At 67.4% G+C, this 21728-nt stretch carries 14 protein-coding genes; 4 read left to right on the forward strand and 10 right to left on the reverse strand.

Features of this window, described 5'->3' with window-relative positions:
• Positions 1–303: 303 nt before the first annotated feature.
• On the forward strand, positions 304–753 hold the full coding sequence (locus AC56LG_RS00220; protein ID WP_497164139.1) for a post-PEP-CTERM-1 domain-containing protein: 450 nt from the start codon (positions 304–306) through the stop codon (positions 751–753).
• Positions 746–2170, forward strand: coding sequence for a PA domain-containing protein (locus tag AC56LG_RS00225; protein ID WP_497164140.1), 1425 nt, complete (start codon positions 746–748; stop codon positions 2168–2170). The genes AC56LG_RS00220 and AC56LG_RS00225 overlap by 8 nt, the downstream gene beginning before the upstream one ends.
• A gap of 69 nt (positions 2171–2239) precedes the next feature.
• Here AC56LG_RS00225 and ppa read toward each other — a convergent pair whose 3' ends face one another.
• From ppa to hemC, 5 genes are all read right to left on the reverse strand, one after another.
• A complete protein-coding gene (gene ppa, locus AC56LG_RS00230) occupies positions 2240–2779 on the reverse strand; it encodes an inorganic diphosphatase (RefSeq protein ID WP_192054751.1) in 540 nt (179 codons plus the stop codon).
• Positions 2780–3035: 256 nt separating this feature from the next.
• Positions 3036–4232, reverse strand: a complete 1197-nt coding sequence (locus tag AC56LG_RS00235) for a heme biosynthesis protein HemY (protein WP_497164141.1) — start codon at positions 4230–4232, stop codon at positions 3036–3038.
• 10 nt (positions 4233–4242) lie between these two features.
• Positions 4243–5406 (reverse strand): uroporphyrinogen-III C-methyltransferase, encoded by a 1164-nt coding sequence (locus AC56LG_RS00240; RefSeq protein WP_497164142.1) that lies wholly within the window; start codon positions 5404–5406, stop codon positions 4243–4245.
• The gene (locus AC56LG_RS00245; RefSeq protein WP_497164143.1) at positions 5403–6170 is read right to left on the reverse strand and encodes a uroporphyrinogen-III synthase; all 768 of its coding nucleotides are present in this window, start codon (positions 6168–6170) and stop codon (positions 5403–5405) included. Before AC56LG_RS00245 ends, AC56LG_RS00240 begins: the two co-directional genes overlap by 4 nt.
• A gap of 18 nt (positions 6171–6188) precedes the next feature.
• Positions 6189–7169 carry a hydroxymethylbilane synthase gene (gene hemC / locus AC56LG_RS00250; protein ID WP_497164144.1) on the reverse strand — a complete coding sequence of 327 codons (981 nt, stop codon included), beginning with the start codon at positions 7167–7169 and terminating at the stop codon, positions 6189–6191.
• Between the two features lie 173 nt (positions 7170–7342).
• Here hemC and ppc point away from each other — a divergent pair, with 173 nt between their 5' ends.
• Both ppc and AC56LG_RS00260 read left to right on the forward strand, forming a co-directional pair.
• Positions 7343–10171, forward strand: coding sequence for a phosphoenolpyruvate carboxylase (gene ppc, locus AC56LG_RS00255; protein ID WP_497164145.1), 2829 nt, complete (start codon positions 7343–7345; stop codon positions 10169–10171).
• 180 nt (positions 10172–10351) lie between these two features.
• Positions 10352–12925, forward strand: coding sequence for a bifunctional diguanylate cyclase/phosphodiesterase (locus AC56LG_RS00260; RefSeq protein WP_497164146.1), 2574 nt, complete (start codon positions 10352–10354; stop codon positions 12923–12925).
• A 117-nt stretch (positions 12926–13042) separates the two neighbouring features.
• Here AC56LG_RS00260 and AC56LG_RS00265 read toward each other — a convergent pair whose 3' ends face one another.
• The 5 genes from AC56LG_RS00265 to AC56LG_RS00285 form a co-directional block, all read right to left on the reverse strand.
• Entirely contained in the window at positions 13043–15223 is a 2181-nt protein-coding gene (locus AC56LG_RS00265; protein ID WP_497164147.1) for a glycoside hydrolase family 10-like protein, read from the reverse strand.
• Positions 15224–15398: 175 nt separating this feature from the next.
• Entirely contained in the window at positions 15399–16193 is a 795-nt protein-coding gene (locus AC56LG_RS00270; RefSeq protein WP_497164148.1) for a transporter, read from the reverse strand.
• A gap of 74 nt (positions 16194–16267) precedes the next feature.
• The gene (locus tag AC56LG_RS00275; protein ID WP_497164149.1) at positions 16268–18151 is read right to left on the reverse strand and encodes a methyl-accepting chemotaxis protein; all 1884 of its coding nucleotides are present in this window, start codon (positions 18149–18151) and stop codon (positions 16268–16270) included.
• Positions 18152–18542: 391 nt separating this feature from the next.
• The gene (locus tag AC56LG_RS00280; protein WP_497164150.1) at positions 18543–19925 is read right to left on the reverse strand and encodes a c-type cytochrome; all 1383 of its coding nucleotides are present in this window, start codon (positions 19923–19925) and stop codon (positions 18543–18545) included.
• A 19-nt stretch (positions 19926–19944) separates the two neighbouring features.
• Positions 19945–21720: a GMC family oxidoreductase gene (locus AC56LG_RS00285; RefSeq protein WP_497164151.1), complete on the reverse strand. Its 1776-nt coding sequence runs from the start codon at positions 21718–21720 to the stop codon at positions 19945–19947.
• Positions 21721–21728 lie beyond the last annotated feature (8 nt).

Here is a 21728-nt window from a genome sequence, read left to right on the forward strand (position 1 = left end):
GACGGGAAACCCGTCCACGCTACGGATCTGCGTCGACATGGTGAAAGAAAATTCCTGCGCACATGAAATTCCTGCCCGCTCGGCCGCCGCCTACATTGAAGCTAGATCAAGGTTCGTCATCGTTCAGCTCATATGATGGACCGAGCCTGCCCTGAACCGCAGTGAACCAGTGTGGGCTCGTTATGGTCCGAATCATGACGGCGGTGTTCAACCCGCCGCTGTACCTGTTGCTGCCCCTGGCCTGGGCGCGCCCTGCTCCATGCGCCGCATGCCGTCGATCTGAAGCTTGAGCGGAGACCCACCATGTCCTACCAGAGAACCCTCGCCATCCTGCCGTGCGCGCTGCTGTGCGCAGGCCTGTCGTCAGCAGCCTTCGCCCAGCAGCAAGCGGGCACGGCGCAGCAACCTGCCGCTACGCAATCCCCGGGCACCCAGTCCGGCATGATCGTCGTGCGCGACCCACAGACCGGGCAGCTGCGCGCGCCCACCGCGGCCGAGAGCCGGGCGCTGGCGCCGCCGCCATCGGCCGCCATGCGCGCCCAGGGCCAGACCCTGCAACAGCCGTCCGTGGTCACCCATCCCGGCGGCAGCCGCCAGGTGCGCCTCGGCGAACGCGGCCTCGTGTACTCGGTTGTCAAGCGCGGCGCCGACGGCAAGCTGGTCGAGCAGTGCGTGGAAGGCGCCGCTGCCGCCGAGAAAGCCGTCCGCGCCCCCGCGTCTACCCAGCACAACGAGGAACATCGCCATGATTAAGCTGCAACCAGCCCGCATCGCCGCCCTCGTCCTGTCCTGCGCCGCGTTCGCCGGCGGCGCACACGCGGCCACCATCACCATCGTCAACCTGAACGAGCCCGGCATCGGCTTCAACGACCCGACGCCGGTCGCCCCGATCGGCGGCAATCCCGGCACCACGCTCGGCCAGCAGCGCCTGATCGCCTTCCAGCACGCGGCCGACATCTGGGGCGCCACGCTCACCAGCAACGTGCCGATCCGCGTCGGCGCCTCCTTCGTGCCGCTATCCTGCACCGCCGACAGCGCCGTGCTGGGTTCGGCCGGCGCCAACGAGATCTGGTCCGATTTCCCCAATGCGCCACGCGCAGCCACCTGGTATCCGAGCGCGCTGGCCAGCAAACTGGCCACCGTCGACGTGTCGAGCCCGGGCGAGCCGCACATCATCTCGCGCTTCAATTCGCGCCTCGGGCTGTTCCCGGACTGCCTGCCCGGCCCCGGCTTCTACCTCGGGCTCGACAACAATGCCGGCCCGGCGATCGACCTGGTCACGACGCTGTTGCACGAAATGGCGCACGGGCTCGGCTTCCAGACCTTCACCGACGACGAAACCGGCGCCGAGATCCAGGACATTCCCTCGGTCTGGGACCACTACCTGGTCGACAACCGCAGCGAGCAGACCTGGGTCAACATGACGCCGGCACAGCGGGTGGCCTCGGCCATCAGCATCAACGGCCTGTCCTGGAACGGTCCGAACGTCACCGCGGCCGTGCCGGCGGTGCTCGATCCGCGCTCGCGCCTGACCATCCTCGGCAAAGCCGCCGGCAAGGCGGCCGGCCATTATCCGGTCGGCGATGCCTCGTTCGGCCCGCCGCTCGGCCGCAAGCCCGTCAAGGGCCACCTGATGCCGGTCATCGACCAGCCCGACGGCACGGGTCTCGCCTGCGCGCCGCTGAGCAAGCGCAACGCCTGGGCCGTGCGCGGCAATATCGCCCTGGTCTCGCGCGGCACCTGCGGCTTCGTCGACAAGGCGCGCAACGTGCAGGCGGCCGGCGCGATCGGCATGGTGGTGGCTGACAACGCGCCGGGCGACCCGGCCGGCATGAGCGGCGACGATCCGAGCATCAGGATTCCATCGGTGCGCGTGACGCAGGCGGCCGGCGTCAAGCTGCGCGCGGCCCTGCAAAACCGCTCGCGCAACCGCTCCAACGTCATCGCCAGCCTCGGCGTCGACCCGCACCGCCTGGCCGGCACCGACAGCAAACGGCGCATCCTGATGTACACGCCGAACCCGAATCAGCCGGGCTCGTCGGTATCGCATTACACGACGGATGCGAAACCGAATCAGCTGATGGAGCCGGCGATCAATTCCGACCTATCGCATACCGTCACGCCGCCGCGTGACCTGACGTATCCGCTCTTGAGGGATATTGGTTGGTAAGATTTGCCCGGCAATAAAAAAGGCCCGGCCACCAACCAGGTGCCGGGCCTCGTCACGTCCGCCGGACGATTACTTCTGTTCTTTTGCCTTGTAGGCAGCGACGCCGTTGACGATCTCTTCTTTCGCCGCGTCCGGGCCTTCCCAGCCGTCGACCTTGACCCACTTGCCCTTTTCGAGGTCCTTGTAGTGCTCGAAGAAGTGCTGGATCTGTTGCAGACGCAGGTCTTGCAGGTCTTCGGGCTTTTGCCAGTGGCTGTAGATCGGCAGGATCTTGTCGACAGGCACGGCCAGGATCTTGGCATCGCCGCCGGCTTCGTCGGTCATTTTGAGCACGCCGATGGCGCGGCAACGGACCACGACGCCCGGGAACAGCGGGAACGGGGTGATCACCAGCACGTCGCACGGGTCGCCGTCGTCGGACAGGGTTTGCGGCACATAGCCATAGTTGCACGGATAGTGCATCGCGGTACCCATGAAGCGGTCGACGAAGATCGCGCCGGTATCCTTGTCCACTTCGTACTTGATCGGATCGGCGTTCATCGGAATTTCGATGATGACGTTGAAGTCGTTCGGCACATCGCGGCCGGCTGGGACGTTGTTCAAGCTCATGGGTTAATCCTTGGTTGCTGAAAATTCAATAAAGGGGAGCATTATATCTAATAGGCATAGGCTTGTGCGGCGCAACACCTTGCCGTGCGGATTGCGTCGAAGCGTACGCATGCGCGTGGAATGTCGATTGTGCGAGCGATCGATGGCGGACATGCCCGCCCTACGTGCACCACGGTCCCGACTATGATGGTTGGCCGTCGCGTAACGTAGGGCGGGCATGCCCGCCGGTATTACGTCGGGTGCACGCCCGCAGCAATCAAAGCATCGTCGCCAGCGCACTCTGCCGGTAATGATTCGCCGCCGGCGCCTCCTGCCCCAGCGCCTCGTGCATCTGCGCCAGCTTGAGGTGGATGTCGCGCACCATCGGCGAGGCGGTGGCGTCCGACAGCGCCTGTTCCAGGTAGCGCTGGGCCTTGCCCCAGAGTTTCTGGCGCAGGCACAGGGAGCCGAGTGTGAGCGCCAGTTCCGGGTCGTTCGGGCGCTCGCGCAGCCAGGCTTCGCAGTGTTCGATCTGGGCCAGCAGCGTGGGCGAGCCGGCCGGTCCGGCGGCGTCGCGGTAGGCGCGCACGACGCGCTCGTCCCAGCCCGCCTTGAGCGCTTCTTCGGCGATCACGCGCGCCTCGTCCGGCAAGCCGCTGGCGTTGAAGGCGGCGGCGGCGCGCGCGGCGATGTAGGGCTTGGTGCGGTCGGCCGGCGGCACGCCGGCCCAGACGCGCCGGATCGCTTCCGGATCGCGTCCCTCTTCCGACAGCAGCGCCTCGTAGGCCATCTCGCGCAGGCGCGCCGCCAGCGCCGGATGCAGCGCCTTGTGCTTGTCGAGAATGCGCACCAGGCGCAGCACTTCCGGCCAGTTGCGCGCCTGCTGGTTGGCCTTCATCGACCATTGCAACGCGTGGATGTGGCGCTGGCCGCTGGCGTTCAGCTCGGCCACCGCTTCGAGGGCGGCTTCGGGCTGGTGGTCGTCCACCAGCAATTCGATGACCGTCATCAGGCGCGCGGTCTTCAGGGCGTTGTCGTGGGCGACGCCGGCCAGCCAGGCTTCGCGCCGGGCCGGTTCGCGCATGCGGTGCGCGGCGCGCGCGCCGATCAGGGCCGCCAGGCCGGCGTTCTCGGGCAGTTCGGCGGCGCGCATGGCCGCCTTTTCGGCATGGCCGAAGCGCCCTTCGAGCAGGGCTTTCAAGGCATCGCGCAAGCCCTTGTTGCCTTCGCGCTCGCGCTTGCGCTGGCGGTAGGCGGCCACGCGGGTCGGCATGCGCAGCGTCGAGACGATCGCGCGCGCCACGCCGTACAGCGTCAGGAACAGGGCCGCGAGCAGCACCACGAACAGGTTCAGGGACAGGTCGATCCGGTGCGGCGGATAGAAAAACACCACGTTGCCCGGATTGAAGCGCGCCGTCACCGCGATGCCGATGGCCGTGGCCATCAGGGCGACTAACCAGAGAAGTAGACGCATAAGTATTAAATCAAGGCTTCTTGTAGTTGCGTACGGCGTTCAGGCTGTCGGCCAGGGTCGGCATCTCGATCGCGAGATTGTTCGCCTGTACCTGGCGCAGCGCCGCCTGCGCCTGCTGCGTGGTGCGGGCGCGCGTATCGAAATACTTGTCCAGCGTTTGCCGGGACGCGGCCAGGTCGCTGGCGAAGGTGGTCTCGTCGCGCGAGAGCAGCGCCAGGCGGGCGTTCAGCAGGCGCAGTTTGAGGTTTTCGCGCACAAAATAATTCTGGTCGGGCGAGAGCATCAGCGCTTCCGGCGTGGTGACGCTGCGTACCCGGATCAGCTGGCGCACGTCGTTCCACATCTCCTCGCTCCAGCTGCGCCAGGTCGAGAGCAGGCGCGCGCCGATGCCCATCGCGGCCTCGGACGCTCCAGGGGCGCCGGCCGGGACCGGCTGGCCGCGTTGCGCGCGCACTGGCGCCGCCGGCAGCAGCGGCTTCTCGTCCGACAGCAGCGGCAGCGTGTCGACCTGGGCGATGACGCTGTCCAGGCGCAGGGCCACGCCGGCCAGGTCGACGGCCGGGGTCGCCTTCAGTTTTTCGAGGTCGGCGGCGATCGCGCGCCGGACGATGATGAATTGCGGCTTGTCGGAACGCGCCAGCGAACGGTCGGCATTCTGCAGCGCCAGCAGCGCGCCCTGCACGTTGCCGGCCAGCTGCAATTGCTGGCTGGCGGTGGACAGCACCTGCTCCACTTCCGACAGCGCCCACTCGTCGCGGCTCTTCGACAGGTCGGCGTACAGCTGCTCCAGAGCCAGCTGCTGGCTCTGGTTCTCGAGCTGGCGGCTTTCCAGCACGCCGACTTTCAATTGCAGCGCTTTCGACTGTTCGGCGATGTCGCGCGCCAGCGATGCGGTTTCCGCGGCAGTCTGGTTGCCCTTTTGCAGGCTGCGCGCCATTTCCTGGCGCAGCGTATTGATGCGGCTGTGGCTCGACCAGGTCTGTGCCGCCAGCAGCACGGCCAGCGCGATCACGGCCAGCGGCAGCGGCCGCGTCAGCCGCTCACCCAGGTCCGGGCCCGCCCTGCGCTCGGACGCGCGCGGACGATACGATTCGGGAGCCTGCGGCTGCGACGCAGGGTGGGCGGCGGACGGCTGCTCCGGTGGCAACTCTGATTGGTTCGGCAATTCGTTCATTTTTTAGATTGTATCGCGGCAAGCAAACGCTCGTCGCCCGAGCCGGTAAGCGTCACGTGCGCCAGCCCCAGCGCCTGCGCGGTGGCGGCGATGCGGGCGTGCGGCACGATGACGTGCTGCTGTTGCATTTGTGTCACAAACGGCTGGCCGAGCTCGCCCAGCAGGTCGAACAGCCCGCGCAGCGCTTCCGAGCTGGTAATGATCCAGTCGTTCGGCGTTGCCAGCAAGTCGCGCAGCGTGTCTGCCAGCGCCGGCGTCAGGGGCGGCACGCTGCGGCGGTAGGCCGGCACCACGGTGACAAAGGCGCCGGCGGCACGGAAACCGTCGGCCATCAGCTCGCGTCCGGACTCGCCGCGCACGATCAGCACCTGCTTGCCGGCCAACGCGGCCAGGTCGAGCGAGGCCAGCAAATTCTCTGAATCGCTGCGGGTCGGGTCGAGCGGTCCGAGGATGGTGGCGTTTTCCGTGGTGAGTCCATGGCGCGCCAGCGCCGCGCGGCTGCCCTCGCCCAGCACCGCCAGCGCCACCTGGCGTGGCCAGGCGGCAACGTGCGCAAAGGCGGCGTCGATGGCGTTCGGCGAGACGAACGCAACCAGCGCATAGCGTTCGAGGCCGGCCAGCGCCGCCGCCAAGGCCGACTGGTCCGCCAGCGGCGCGATCTCCAGCAGCGGCAACAGCACCGGCGTGCGCCCGGCCGCGGCCACGGCCTGCGCCAGGCTGTCGCACTGCGCGCGCGGGCGGGTGATGACGACCGAACCGGACATCAGCGTGAACGCAGGGCGTCAGGCATCGGCCGCGGCATCTTGCAGGCACGCGGCCAGAATCGCCTGGGCATCCTGTTTTTCCAGCAGGTTTGACACCTGCTCGCCCAGCAGTTCCGGCTGGTCCGCCGGTCCGCTCAGCTCGGCAAAGGCGCTGCGCGTGCCGTCCGGCGTGGCGACCATCGCGCGCAGGTGCATGCGCTCGCCGTCGACGGTGGCATGCGCCGCCAGCGGGATCTGGCAGCTGCCGCCGAAGAATTTCGACACCTTGCGCTCGGCCAGCACCGCGTGGAAGGTGTCTGTGTGGTTCAGCGGCGCCATCACCGCGCGCAGGTCGACGCCGTCCGAACGCTCTACGCTGGCGACTTCGATCGCCATCGCGCCCTGCCCCGCCGCCGGCAGGCTCAGTTCCGGATCGAGCACGCTGCGGATACGCTGCGGCAAGCCCAGGCGGATCAAGCCGGCGGCCGCCAGGATGATCGCCGCGTACTCGCCGCGATCGAGTTTGCCGAGGCGTGTGTCGAGGTTGCCGCGCAGCGGCTTGATGACCAGCTGCGGGTAGCGCGCGGCAATCAAGGCCTGGCGGCGCAGGCTGCTGGTGCCGACGACGGCCCCCGGCGGCAGGTCGGCCAGGCTGGCGTAATCGTTCGAGACAAAGGCGTCGCGCGGGTCTTCGCGCTCGAGCACGGCGGCCAGGGCGAACCCTTCGGGCAAGTCCATCGGCACATCTTTCAGCGAGTGCACGGCCAGGTCGGCGCGCCCTTCCGCCATCGCCACTTCGAGTTCCTTCACGAACAAACCCTTGCCGCCGACCTTGGACAGGGTCCGGTCGAGGATCTGGTCGCCGCGCGTCGTCATGCCGAGAATGCTGATTTGACAATCTGGATATAATGCGGCGAGACGGTCGCACACGTGTTCGGCTTGCCACATGGCCAGGCGGCTCTCGCGCGAGGCGATCACCAGTTGTGTTGGCAAGCGTTTTCCAGGCTCCTGCTGCGTCATGTCGTTGCTTTCAAAACGGTTTCTTTCACTGTCGTTGCTTACCGAGCCGATGCCAGTAACAGCTTCAATCAGGCTTCTTGCATAAGATCACAAATTTTAGCATGCGGCTTCCCCTTAAACATGGTCTGCGACCATGACTGTTGTTTATTTGACAATTGAGATGAGTGGCCGATATGGATAAACCTGTTGCACCGGAAATGAACGACAGCCAGAGCGCCGTCGCCGACAAGGACGCCCCGCTGAAAGAAGACATCCGCCTGCTCGGCCGCCTGCTCGGCGACGTGCTGCGCGACCAGGAAGGCGATGCCGTCTTCGACGTCGTCGAAACGATCCGCCAGACCGCCGTGCGCTTTCGGCGCGACGCCGATCCGCAAGCCGGCGAAGAGCTGACCACGCTGCTACACAAGCTCACGCGCAACCAGACCATCTCGGTGGTGCGCGCCTTTTCGTATTTTTCGCACCTGGCGAACATTGCCGAAGACCAGCACCACAACCGCCGCCGCCGTGCGCACCTGTTGCAGGGTTCGCGCCCGCGCGAAGGCAGCGTCGGCCACGCGCTCGGTAAACTGCGTGGCGCCGGCGTGGATCAGAAAACGGTCGAGACTTTCCTGCGCAACGCCCTGATCGCCCCGGTGCTGACGGCCCACCCGACCGAAGTGCAGCGCAAGTCGATCCTCGACGCCGAGCACGACATCGCGCGCCTGCTGGCCGAACGCGACGGGCAACTGACGCCGAAGGAGCAAGTGCGCAACCTGCAGTTGCTGCACGCGCGCATCGCCACCCTGTGGCAGACGCGCATGCTGCGCTACACCAAGCTGACGGTGGCCGACGAAATCGAGAACGCCCTCTCCTACTACCGCATCACCTTCCTGCGCGAGCTGCCGGCGCTGTACGACGACATCGAAGACGAGATCGGCGTGCAGTACCACGGCAACCCGCCGCAGCTGGGCGACGCCGCCTACGTGCAGATGGGCAGCTGGATCGGCGGCGACCGCGACGGCAATCCCAACGTGAACGCCGACACCATGCGCCACGCGACGATGCGCCACGCCACCACCATCCTCGATTTTTACCTGGACGAAGTGCACGCGCTCGGCGCCGAGCTGTCGACCTCGACCCTGATGGTCGAAGTCACGCCCGCCATGCAGGCGCTGGCCGACCGCTCGACCGACCAGTCCGACCACCGCGCCGACGAACCCTACCGGCGCGCCCTGATCGGCATGTATGCGCGCCTGGCCGCCAGCGCGCGCGAACTGGGCGCCACCAACATCCTGCGCAAGGAAGTCGGCCATGCCGAGCCCTACGCCGACGCCGCCGAATTCGCGGCCGACCTCGACGTGCTGGCCGACTCGCTGCGCCTGAACCACGGCGCCATGCTGATCGTGCCGCGCCTGGCCGGCTTGATGCGCGCCGCCCACATCTTCGGTTTTCACCTCGCCTCGCTCGACATGCGCCAGACCTCGGACGTGCACGAGCGCGTGCTGGCCGAGCTGTTCGAAAAAGCGAAGGTCGAAGCCGACTACGCGGCGCTGTCGGAAGACGACAAGGTCACACTGCTGCTGGCCGAGATCGCCCAGCCGCGCCTGCTGTATTCGCCGTTCGAGACCTATAGCGACGAGACCCAGTCGGAACTGGCCATCGTGCGCGCCGCGCGCGAGATCCGCCAGCGCTACGGGGCGCGCGCGATCCGCAACTACATCATCTCGCACACCGAGGCCGTGTCCGACCTGCTCGAAGTGCTGCTGCTGTTGAAGGAAGCGGGCCTGCTGCGCCCGTCCGCGGGCGTGTCGGACGTGATGGTGATCCCGCTGTTCGAGACCATCCCCGACCTGCAAAGCGCCGGCGCCATCATGGAAGCCTTCATGGCCCTGCCGCCGGTGACGCGCATCGTCCACAATGCGGGCCGGCTGCAGGAAGTCATGCTCGGCTACTCCGATTCGAACAAGGATGGCGGCTTCCTCACCTCGAACTGGGAGCTGTACCAGGCCGAACTGAAACTGGTCGACGTGTTCGAGCGCGCCGGCGTCAAGCTGCGCCTGTTCCACGGCCGCGGCGGTACGGTCGGGCGCGGCGGTGGCCCCAGCTACCAGGCGATCCTGGCGCAGCCGCCGGGCACGGTGAACGGCCAGATCCGCCTGACCGAACAGGGCGAGATCATCGCCTCGAAATTCTCCAATCCCGAGATCGGCCGCCGCAACCTGGAACTGCTGGTCGCCGCCACGCTGGAAGCGAGCCTGATGCCGCACGCGGCGGAAGGGGCGAAGGCCCAGCGCCTGGCCCAGTTCGAAGGCGTGATGGCGGAACTGTCGCAGCGCGCCTATACGGCTTACCGCGACCTGGTCTACGAGACGCCGGGCTTCACCGACTACTTTTTTGCCGCCACCCCGATCGCCGAGATCGCGGAACTGAACCTCGGTTCGCGCCCGGCCTCGCGTAAATCGACGCGCCGCATCGAAGACTTGCGCGCCATCCCCTGGGGCTTTTCCTGGGGCCAGTGCCGCCTGCTGCTGCCGGGCTGGTACGGCTTCGGTTCGGGCGTCGCCGGCTGGCTGCAGGACGATGCCGACGGCGCGCGCCTGGCCATGCTGCAGGCGATGTTCCAGGAATGGCCCTTCTTCGCCACCCTGCTGTCGAACATGGACATGGTGCTGGCCAAGACCGACCTTGCCATCGCCTCGCGCTACGCCGGCCTGGTGCCGGACAAGGCGCTGCGCGAGCGCATCTTCAAGCGCATCGCCGCCGAGCACGGCGAAACGCTGCGCCAGCTCGAAGCCGTAACGGGCACCGGCGAACGGCTGGCCGCGAATCCGCTGCTGGCGCGTTCGATCCAGAACCGCTTCGCCTACCTCGACCCGCTGAACCACCTGCAGGTCGAACTGATCCACCGCCACCGCGCAATGTCGCGCAAAGCCGGCGAAGGCGGCGAGATGGACCCGCGCGTGCACCGCGGGATTCATTTGTCGATCAACGGGGTGGCGGCCGGGTTGCGCAACACCGGTTGAGGTGTGTTCTCGCGTCACGCGTGGGCGCGAGCCCGCGCGTGACGCATTCCCGTTGCGCAAACACATCGCTCCCCCACTGATCCCGATCAGAGTTCCTGCCCGTTCAGCTTTTGTCCCGAGACAATGTACCACCAGCAACCCATACTGCGAGGCTGAGCCCTCTCCAGAAAGGTGACGCCGGTGCGTTCGACGCTGATCAAAAAAAACCGATCCGACGGCAGGACGGGCGCACGGTTCACCCACCTGCGCCGCCGCAGCCTGGCTGCGCACGCACGCTGGGCGGCGCTGACGAGCGACCACGCGCGCCTGCAGGCACGCTTCGACCTGCTGCGCGAAGCCACCAGCGACGGCCTGTGGGATGTCGAACTGGGCGAACGCAAACTCACCGATCCCGCCAACGAATTCATCTGGTCGGACCAGGTGCGGCGCCTGGTCGGCTACCGCGACGAAACCGACCTGCCCAACGGGCTGGCCAGCTGGATCAACCTGCTCCATCCCGACGACATGGCCGGCGCCGTGGCCGCGTTCACCGCCCACATCCGCGACCGCACCGGCCAGACACCCTACGACGTCACCTACCGCATGCGCCACAAGAGCGGCGAATACCGCTGGTTTCGTGCGCTCAGCTACGCCCAGCGCAACGCGTCCGGTCGCGCCATCCGCGTGGCCGGCGCGCTGACCGACATCACCGACCGCCGCGCCATGCTCGACCTCAAGCGCTATGCCGAAGCGATCATCGCCAGCCTGCCGACCGGCCTGATGATCCTGAGCGACATGCTGGCGGTGGTGAGCATGAACCGCGCCTTTTGCGACATCCTGAAACTGGCCGACGAAGACGCGGCGCGCGGCCTCGACATGGGCGCGATTGCGCTGCAGGCCGGGCTGCGCGAGGAAGCCGCCGCGGTGCTGGCCGCGGGCGGCACCCGCCACGGCATCGGCGTGGCGCTCGGCGAAAAGCGCCTGCGCATGGCGATGGCCGGCATCGAGCTGGCCGAGGGCGAACGGCGCCTGCTGGTGATGGCCGAAGACGTGACCGAGGAACAGCGCCTGCGCGAAGAAGCCCGGAGCCATGCCGCGCGCTACCGCGACCAGGCCTCGCTGCTGGACAAGGCGCGTGACGCGATCATCGTGCGCGGCATCGACGGCCGCGTGCAGTTCTGGAACAAGGGCGCGCAGCGGCTGTACGGCTGGACCTCGGAAGAAGTGCTGGGCAAGCAGATCGACCACTGGCTCTACCGCGACGGCCCGGCCGCCTCGTGCGCGGTGGTGCAGACCACGCTGTGCGAAGGCGAATGGAGCGGCGAGGTGGCGCAGCGGCGCAAGGATGGCAGCCTGCTGATGGTCGAAGGCTACTGGACCCTGGTGCGCGACGAGGAAGAGCTGCCCAAGTCCTTCCTGGTCATCAATACCGACATCACCCAGCGCAAGGCCAGCGACGAAAAGATCCGCAACCTGGCGCTGTACGATACGCTCACCGGGCTGGCCAACCGTACCCTGTTCACCGAACGCCTGGGCGCGGCGCTCGAACGGGCGCGCATCAGCCAGCAGCCGCTGGCGGTGCTGTTCATGGACCTGAACCGCTTCAAGGAAATCAACGACACCCAGGGCCACGGCGTCGGCGACCAGGTGCTGGTGCGGGTGGCGCGCCGTTTCCAGGCCGCGCTGCGCGAAGAGGAAGTGCTGGCGCGCCTGGCCGGCGACGAATTCGTGGTGGTGGCCGAACGCGCCGACGCGCATACCGCCGCCATCATCGGCGAGCGCCTCGGCGCCGCCCTGGCCGACCCGGTCGCGACCCATGGCCAGACCTTCTCGGTCGGCCTCTCGATCGGCATCGCTACCTTCCCACGCGACGGCGCCGACATCGAAGACCTGCTCAAGCGCGCCGACATCGCCATGTACCGCGCCAAGGCCGCGGGCGGCGGCTACATGTTCTACCAGCCCGAGATGAGCGTGGGCCTGCTGGAAAGCATGGAGCTGGCCAAGGACCTGGGCCAGGCGCTGGCCGAGGGCGCGCTCGAACTGCACTACCAGCCGCAGGTGAACCTGGCCAGCGGCGCGCCGATCGGCGCCGAAGCCCTGCTGCGCTGGCGCGACCCGCGCCGCGGCTGGGTCAGTCCGGCCACCTTCATCCCGATCGCCGAAAACCGGCGCATGATCGGGGCGCTGGGCAAATGGGTGCTGGGCGAAGCCTGCCGCCAGCTGCGCGCCTGGTTCGATGCCGGCCTGCGCTTTCCGGGCCGGCTCTGGATCAACCTGTCGGCCCAGCAGCTCGACGACCCCGACAGCGTCGCCCATATTCGCACGATGACGGCCGAAGCCGGGGTGCCGCCCTCCGGCCTCGGCCTGGAACTGACCGAGAGCGGCCTGATGGCCGACGTCGAAGGCGCGATCCGCACCATGGCGACGCTGCGCGCGGACGGCTTTGCCATCGCCATCGACGACTTCGGCACCGGCTACTCGTCGCTGGCCTACCTCAAGCGCCTGCCGGCCGACAAGCTCAAGATCGACATGAGTTTTGTACGCGACATGCTGCGCGACCACCACGACCATACCATCGTCACCACCATCATCGGCATGGCGCGCAACCTGGGACTCGAAGTGATCGCCGAAGGGGTCGAGGAACAAGCCCAGTCGCAAGCGCTGCGCGCGCTCGGCTGCGACCAGGCGCAGGGCTATCACTTCGGCCGGCCCGAGCCGGCGGAGGTGTTCGCGGACAGGTGGCTGCTGCCGGACGAGAATCCTGCGGCCGCGTAGGGTGGGCGCCCCTGTGCCCACGCGTAAACGTCGCAATGTGTTGGCTTCGTTTTATAAGAGGCCCTGCCAACACGGTGCCGGCTTCACGCGTGGGCACGGGGCGCCCACCCTACGCGGTCAATCACAGCGTCCCAGTTTCTCGCCCCGGTTGATGAACGCCTGCACCGCGTTCGGCGCGACGCACACGTTCCAGTCCTTGCCCTTGCCCGGCTTGTGGCACACCGCTACCTTGCCGTCGCCGCAGCGCGCGTCGATCACCGGTACCGTGACGCTCGCCACGGCCGGACAGCCGTTCTCGCTCGTCGCCTGCACCGTGAAGGTATAGGTGCCGGCCGCCGTCGGCGTGAAGGTCGCGGCGGCGCCGTTGGCCACAAGGCCGGCCGCCGGCGTCCATGCATGGCTGGTCCCGGAACCGGCATCGGCCGCCGTCAGGGTCAGGCTCTGCGCCCCATAGCCCAGCACGACCGTATTCGCGCCGGCGCCGGTCGGCGTCGCATCCAGCCGGCTAATTGCGATCGACGGCTGCGGCACGCGTCCGAGCACATTCACCGTGGCTTCGGCGGAAGCGCTCAGCCCGGCCTTGTCGACGGCGGTGAGGACGACCCGGCGCGCGCCGATGTCGGCGCAGCTGAAGGTGGTCTGCGAGGCGCCGAGCGATTCGATGCCCCAGTTGTCGCTGCTGCCGCCGTCGATGGCGGCCGGTTGCAGGGTCGCCGTGCCGCCGGCCAGCGTCAGCGACACGTCGCGGGTGCGCACGACCGGCGCTTCGAAGTCGTTGCTGACCACGTTCGCGGGCGCGCTTTCCTGGCTCAGGCGGTTCAGCGCGGTGACCGTGTAGTAGTAATACTGACCGGGTCCGGCCCCCGTGTCGGCGAAGGCGTTGACGGCGCCGTGGGTCACGCCCAGCAGGTTCTGCGCGGCTTCGATGTCGATGTTGCGCTCGGGTGAACGATACACCGCGAACTGGCGCACCTTTTCCAGCTCGTCGCGCGTGTCCGCAGCCGGGGCCCAGGCCAGCACGACGGCGTTCTCGCCCGCGCTGGCGGCCAGGTTCGCCGGTGCCAGCGGCCGCACCTCGCTCTTCCATGGCATGGGCGGGATCAGCGCCGGCCGGTTGTAGACGTTCTGGCGCAGGTCGGTGCGGTAGCCGAGCGGATCGGCGGCGAGAAAAGCGTGGCGGAAGTGGATCTGGCCGGCGATGTGGGTTTGCGCGCGGTTCAGCGCGATCTGGTTGGCGATCTGCTTCGGATCGAGCCAGCCGGCGGTATTCATCTTGTAGTCGGCCAGGCCAATGTACATGTGGCGCCCGAAGCTGTTCTCGTTCCACCACGGCACCAGCAGCTTGTAGTCGGAACCGGTCTGTCCGATGTACCAGTAGACCTGCGGCGCCAGGTAGTCGACCCAGCCCTCGCGCAGCCAGGTGCGGGTGTCGGCGAAATTGGTCACGAAATGCTGGTTGGCGCCGGCGGAGGTGGGCGAGCCGACCGCCGGGTCGGTCGAACTGCGGTAGATGCCCGAGGGCGACACGCCGAACTTGACCCAGGGTTTGACGGCGCGGATGCGCGCGTTGACGCCGGCGATCAAGAGGTTGATGTTGTCGCGGCGCCAGTCGGCGCGGCCGGCGGTCGTCGCCGGAAAGCCGCGCGGGTCGAGCGCATAGGCGTCGTCGTCGTTGATGGTCCCGGCGGGATAGAAATAATCGTCGAAGTGGATGCCGTCGACGTCGTAGCGGTTGACGATGTCCATGATCACCGTGGTGACGTGCTCGCGCACCGCGGCCAGGCCGGGGTTCAGGATCTTGACGGTACCGACGGTCAGCATCCATTCGGGATGGGTACGCGAGACGTGGGTCGCCGCGTACTGGCCGGGCGTGTTCTCGGTGGCGGTATTGGCCACCGCGCGGTAGGGATTGATCCAGGCGTGGAATTCGAGGCCGCGCTTCCTCGACTCGTCGATGGCGAACTGCAGCGGGTCCCAGCTTGGCGCCGGGGCGCTGCCCTGGTTGTTGGTGAGATAGTAGGACCAGGGTTCCAGGTCGCTCGGGTACAGGGCGTCGGACTGGCTGCGCACCTGCAGGAAGGCGGCGTTCATGCCGGTGGCGACGTTGTGGTCGAGGATGGCGGTCAGCGCGGCGCGTTGCTGGACCGGGGTCTGGGTGCGGTTCGGCCAGTCCAGGCTCAGGTGGGTGCTGATCCAGACGCCGCGCAGTTCGCGCTTGGGTGACACGGTCTGGGCGTCGGCGTGCGCCAAGGACGCGACGAGCATGCAGGCTGCCGCGGCAAGCAAAAGTTTTTTCATGTTGTGTGTTTTTTGCGAGGTTGAACGCACCCGTGCGGATGCGCCAGTGGCGGTCCCCGAGCGCCTCTCCAAGCACTACGGCGTTGCCATCTTTTTAAGAGGTTACGCGCGCCAAATCGGGCCAACCAATGAAATTGCTGGCGTGTCGCATAACCTGTATGTATGACGCAGACCGTCAGCGCCGGATCGACAGCCCCACCGTAAAACTGGCATACGGCGTGCGGTCGTTCAGGCCGCGCGAAAACATGGTGTCGATCTGGCAGTCGTTCGACACGAACCAGGCCGCGCCGACGTCGAAGCGGGCCTGGGTGCCGCCATGGCGGCTGCGCGCGATCTGCGGCAGCGCGATTTCGGCGAAGCCGTGCAGGCGCTCGCTGAAGGCCTTTTCCAGCACCGCGCCGAAGATGCCGTAGGTGTAGCGGCCGGTGTCGCGCTGGCGCTCGACCGCCACGCCCGGCATCAGGCCAAGTTCCAGGTCGCCCGGCAGCTCCCATTCGCCGACCACCCGCAGCGATGGCCGCGCGCCCTCGCCGCGCAGGCGCCGCGAGCCGGTCGGCAGCTCGGCGTCGACCAGCACGCCCAGCGAGGGGCGCATGCCGTCGCCGTCGAGGGCGTGCCAGCTCAACCCGAGCGCGGTATCGGCATAGCCGGCGACGGTACTGCGTTCGCCGCTGTCCGTATCGCGGCTGTGGTGAATGGTGCGCCCCTCGGTCTCGATGCGCATTTCGAGCGACTCGCCCAGCCCTACGCGCAGCAGGGCCGGCATCGAATAGGTGCGTTCGTGTTCGCCGCCACCGCGTTCGCGTTCGACCAGCACCCCGGTCTCGAGCTGCACCCTGCCCTTGCCGACGACCTCGCTCGTTTCGACCAGGTCGGGCCGGTCGCTGACGATGCGCGCCTCCCTGTCCCGGGCATGCGCCGCGGCGCAGGCGAGGGACAGCAGGAGGGCAAGGGGAATCGTTCGTGACATGCGCGCTCCGCAATGGAAGAAGAATGCCCGATCTTACAACTGCCGGACGCGCCAGGCCAGTCCGGTTGCATGGTTCAGGCGGTCGCGGGCGCCGCCAGCAAATGGCGCTGCGCCGCTTGCGGTGCCTCGTCTTCCAGCTTGAACACCGCCACTACCCGCGCCAGCGTCGCCGTCTGCTCTTCCAGCGCGCTGGCGGCCGCCGCCGCTTCCTCGACCAGGGCCGCATTCTGCTGGGTGGCGTCGTCCATCGTCGCGATCGCCTGGTTGACCTGGCCGATGCCCTGGCTTTGCTCGGTGCTGGCGGCGTCGATCTCGCGCATCAGGCTGGCCACCCGGCCAACCGCCTGCACGATGCCGGTCATGGTCGCGCCGGCAGTGTCGACCAGGCGCGCGCCCGCCTCCACCTTGCCGACCGAGTCGTTGATCAGTTCCTTGATTTCCTTCGCGGCGGCGGCCGAGCGCTGCGCCAGGTTGCGCACCTCGCTGGCGACCACCGCAAAGCCGCGGCCCTGCTCGCCGGCGCGCGCCGCTTCCACGGCCGCGTTCAGCGCCAGGATGTTCGTCTGGAAGGCGATGCCGTCGATGGTGCCGATGATGTCGGCAATCCTGCGCGAGCTGGCGGTGATCGAACCCATCGTGGTGACGACTTCGCCCACCACGTCGCCGCCCTGTTGCGCCTGCTCGCTGGCCGAGAGCACCAGGGCGTTGGCCTGGCGCGCGTTGTCGGCGTTCTGGCGCACGGTCGAGGTCAGCTCTTCCATGGCGGCGGCCGTCTCTTCCAGGCTGGACGCTTGCGCTTCGGTGCGCTGCGACAGGTTCATGTTGCCGGCGGCGATTTCGCTCGATGCGCCGGCGATCGCATGGCTGCTGCGCCGCACTTCGCTCATCGTGTGGTTCAGCGACGAGACGAAGCGGTTGAAGGCGTCGGCCAGCAGCCCGACCTCGTCGCCCGATTCGACCGGCATGCGCCGCGTCAGGTCGCCCTTGCCGTCGGCGATTTCGCCCAGCATGGCGGCGGCGCGCGCCACCGGCGCCGCGATCGCGCGGCTGACCAGGAAGATGACGAACATGCCGATGCCGCCGCCGACCACGCCGGCCACCAGCGCGGCGATGGTCGCCGAACGCGCCAGGTCGCCCAGCACTTCGGCTTCCGGCACTTCGGCCACCACGTACATGTCCAGCTCCGGCATGTACGAAGAGGCGACGATCAGGTTGCCCAGCGGCGAGTCGTGGCTGGCGTGGACGAAGCCGCTCTTGGTGAACAGCCTGCCTGCCAGGGCGGCGCCGAAGCCAGGCAAGTCCTTGATGTTGTGCTCGCCGTCGGCCAGTGCCGGGTCGCGGTGCAGGACGATGGCGCCGTTCGGGCGCACCAGGAAGACGTGGCCCGACTTGCCCACCTTGTGGGCGCGTACCGCATCGGCCATCGCCTTGACCGACAAGCCCAGGCCGGCCACCGCCAGCTTGCCCGCGCCGGCATCGACGCGGGCATTGATGAACAGCTTCATTTCGCCGGTCTTCGGATCGGGGTCGAGGTTGAGTTCGTACGGCTTGCCGCCGGCGAGGAAGGCATCCATCCAGGCGTCGCGCGGATTGCCCTTTTCCATCACGTAGGAAAGGCCGGTCTGGTCCATGAACTTCAGCTGGGCGGGCGAGGCCCAGAACACGGTCACCGCCTTGTTCAGCGCCTTGACGTTCGCGGCGTAGGCGCGCCAGGCTTCCAGGCCGCCCTCGGCCAGGCCCTCGCGCTCCCAGGCATGCAGGTAACTGTTGTGGGCCACGCCGAGCGAAGCGGTGACCGGCCCGCTGACCTGGCGCAGGATGTCGTTGCGGATGGCGCTGACGACGGCCGGCAGTTCCCCCTCGACGGCACGCTCGCGCAAGCCCTGGCCGGTCAGCGCGACGCTGAGGGTGGAAGAGATCAGGAGGAACAGCAGCAGGCAGGCGGCCATGCTGAGCATGAGCTTGGTCCGGATGGACGCGCGGCGGAGGAAGTGGGCAGGCATGGGCAGTGGCTGTGAGAATGTGTGGAAATGTTTCCGTATCGCATCTTCGCTGTGCACCCGGGGGAGCGTCAACCGGTTTGGCGGGAAGTGTTTATACAGTTTTAAGGAACTGTTGTGATTTGGTCGGATTCGGGAGGAGTTCGATATTGAACATGCAATGGCACCGGGTGCCCGAGACCCGTAGGGAGGGCGGCTATACCTCTTCAGTTTGCAGGTCACAAGCGTATGCGCCGCCCACCCTGCCGGTCTGTGCATTGTTCTTGAAATAAAAAGCCGCCGGGGCGGTTGGCCCGGGCGGCTTTTTCGCTGGGACGCCGGCAGAGCCGGCATTATCCCCGTCTGATGCTTACTTCGTCTCGAGCGCGACCGCGTGGCCGGCCTTGGCCACTTCGTGGTCGACCGACTTGCGCACCGTCGCCACCTGGGCTTCGGTGGCGGCCGGGGCGTTGTTGCCCCAGCTCTGGCGCACAAACGTCGCCAGTTGCGCGGTTTCCCCGTCCGACAGGCGCCAGGCAAAGGCCGGCATGCCGAGGTCCGATGGCGCCGTTTTGGTCGACGGCAGCTTGCTGCCGGCCAGGATCACGCGGATCAGCGAGGTCGGGTCTTGCGCCAGCACGGTCGGGTTGCCCGGCAGCGCAGGGAAGACGATCGCGTTCGACTTGCCGTCGGTGCGATGGCAGGCCGCGCAATTGTCCAGGTACAGCTCGGCGCCGCGGCCCTTCTGCACGCCCGCGTACAGCTCTTTCGCGGTCTGGTCGTTGGCAACGAAGGTCGCCTTGTCGCCGCCGGAGGCCGGCAGCGATTTCAGGTAGACCGCCATCGCGTTCAGGTCCGCGTCCGTCATGTGCTGGGTGCTGTGCGAGACCACGTCGGCCATCGGGCTGCCGACCACCGCGCTGTGGGCGTTGCGCGCGCCTTTCAGCGTGTCGACGATGTCCTTCTGGCTCCAGTTGCCCATGCCGTCGGCCTTGTCGCCGCGCAGGTTGACCGCCAGCCAGCCGTCGATCAGCGTGCCGCCCGACAGGTAGGCCGGGCCGGATTCGTCCAGCGCCAGTTCGCTCATCGTGGCCGAACGGGGCGTATGGCAGCTGCCGCAGTGGCCCAGGCTCTGCACCAGGTAGGCGCCGCGCGCCATCTCGGCGCTGGCATATTTACCCATGTCGACCGGCGCGACGGCTGGTGCGAACTGCTTGCGCCAGATCGACAGCGGCCAGCGGATCGACAGCGGCCAGGCGATGTCGGTGCCGCGGTTGGCGGCGTCGACCGGCGCCACGCCCTTCATGAAGTAGACGTACAGGGAACGCACGTCCTGGTCGGTCATCTTGGCGTACGACGGGTACGGCATCGACGGGTACAGGGTGGCGCCGCTCGGCAGGATGCCGTGGCGCAGCGCGCGGTCGAAGTCGTTCAGGCTGTAGCTGCCGATGCCGGTCTTCTTGTCCGGCGTGATGTTCGAGCTGTACATCGTGCCGATCGGCGACTCGATGCCGCGCCCGCCGGCGAACTCCTTGCCGCCCGGCGTCGTGTGGCAGGCGATACAGTCCGAGGCGACGGCGATGTAGCGCCCGGCCTGGATCATCTGCTGTTCTTCCGCGGAGTTGGCGGCGAGCACCGGGCTCGGCCCGATGTCGCGCGTCTCGGTCGGCATCAAGGCATAGCCGAGCGCGCCGGCAAACACCAGCACGGCCGCGCCGACGGCGCCGATCAGGATTTTTTTCTTGGAACTCATGGTCATCCTTGTTCTCTTCTTATGCCTGCACCAGCGGGCCCGGGTTCTTCAGGTACAGCTCGCGTACGGCCTTGGCGCACCAGTAGGTCAGCGCGCCGACCATGCCGGTCGGGTTGTAGCCGTTGTTTTGCGGGAAGGCGTTGGCGCCCGGTGCGAACACGTTCGACACGTCCCACGATTGCAGGTACTTGTTCAGGGCCGAGGTCTTCGGGTTCGCGCCCATGATCGCGCCGCCGCAGGTGTGGGTCGACTGGTACTGGGTGATGTTGTAGTGCGAGCCATCCTTCTTGGCGTCGCCCTTCATCGCCTTCGGTCCCAGCACCTTGCACATGTCGGTGGCCTTTTCGACCAGGTATTGCGAGGCCTTGATCTCGTTGTCGTGCCAGTCGAAGGTCATGCGCAAGAGCGGACGGCCAAAGGCGTCGCGGTAGGTCGGGTCCAGGCTCAGGTAGGCATCGTCGTAGGACATGCACGAACCCTGCACTTCGTAGTAGAACGAATGGCGGAAGGCTTCCTTGACGCCCTTCTTCCACGCGCTGCCCCAGTTCGGCACGCCCGGCGCGGTGGCGATGCCGCGCACGGGACCGGCGCCCGGCTGGCGCGCCCAGATGATGCCGCCGCCGATGTAGCCGGTCTTGGACGAATCGTTGCGGTTGCCGTTGAGGTCGTCAAAAGTGGTGCCGGCGCCGCCGATGCCGATGAAGCCGTTGGCCTGCACGGTCTCGTCGAAGAACAGCGAGACGCGGTTCAGGTTCTGGTACGAGTAGTTGTTGCCGACGTTACCGGTCTTGCTGACCGGGTCGTACGGAGTACCGATGCCCGAGACCAGCATCATGTGGACGTTGAACAGCGAGAACGCGCACAGCAGCACCAGGTCCGCCGGCTGTTCGGTTTCGCGGCCCTGTGCGTCGAGGTAGGTCACGCCGGTGGCCTGCTTCTTGTCGGCGGTGAGGTTGACCTTCAAGACCTGGGCATGGGTACGCAGCTCGAAGTTCTTGCGGCCGCGCAGCACCGGCAGGATCGAGATGTTCGGGCTCGCCTTGGAGTAGTTCAGGCAGCCGTAGTCCGAGCAGAAGCCGCAGGCATTGCACGGGCCCATCTGGCAGCCGTACGGGTTGATGTACGGGGCCGAGGCGTTCGAGGCCGGGATCGGGAACGGGTTGTAGCCCATTTCGCGCGCGGCTTTGTAGAACAGTTCGGCGCCGAGGTAGTTCGGGTTCGGACCGAGCGGGTAGTCGCGCTTGCGCGAACCTTCGAACGGGTTGCCGCCGGCGACCTTCTGGCCGTTGACGACGCCGGCCTTGCCCGAGGTGCCGCATACGTACTCGAAATGGTCGAAATGCGGTTCCAGCTCTTCATAGGTGACCGGGAAATCCTGCACGGTCATGTTGGCCGGGATGAAGTTCTTGCCGAAGCGCTGCTCGAGGTTGGAACGCACGGTGAAGTCTTCCGGCAGTGCGCGGAAGTGCGCGCCCGACCAGTGGCTGCCGGCGCCGCCGACGCCGGTGCCCGGCTTGAACGAGCCCATCTGGCGGTACGGCACCGCGGTGTCGCTCACGCCGTGGCGGATGGTGACGGTTTCCTGCGCCAGCGATTGGAGGTACTTGCGGTGGATCGAACCTTCCAGTTCGTCGACCACGCGCGGATAGGCGAAGTCGGTCTGGGTGTCGCGGTCCGGGCCGCGCTCGAGCACGACCACGTTCAGGCCGGCGTCGGTGAGTTCCTTGGCCATGATGGCGCCGGTCCAGCCCATGCCGACGATGACGGCGTCCACTTTGTTTTTTGCGATTGCCATGTTCTGTT

The sequence above is a fragment of the Telluria sp. ZB2R32 genome, from assembly GCF_059685715.1.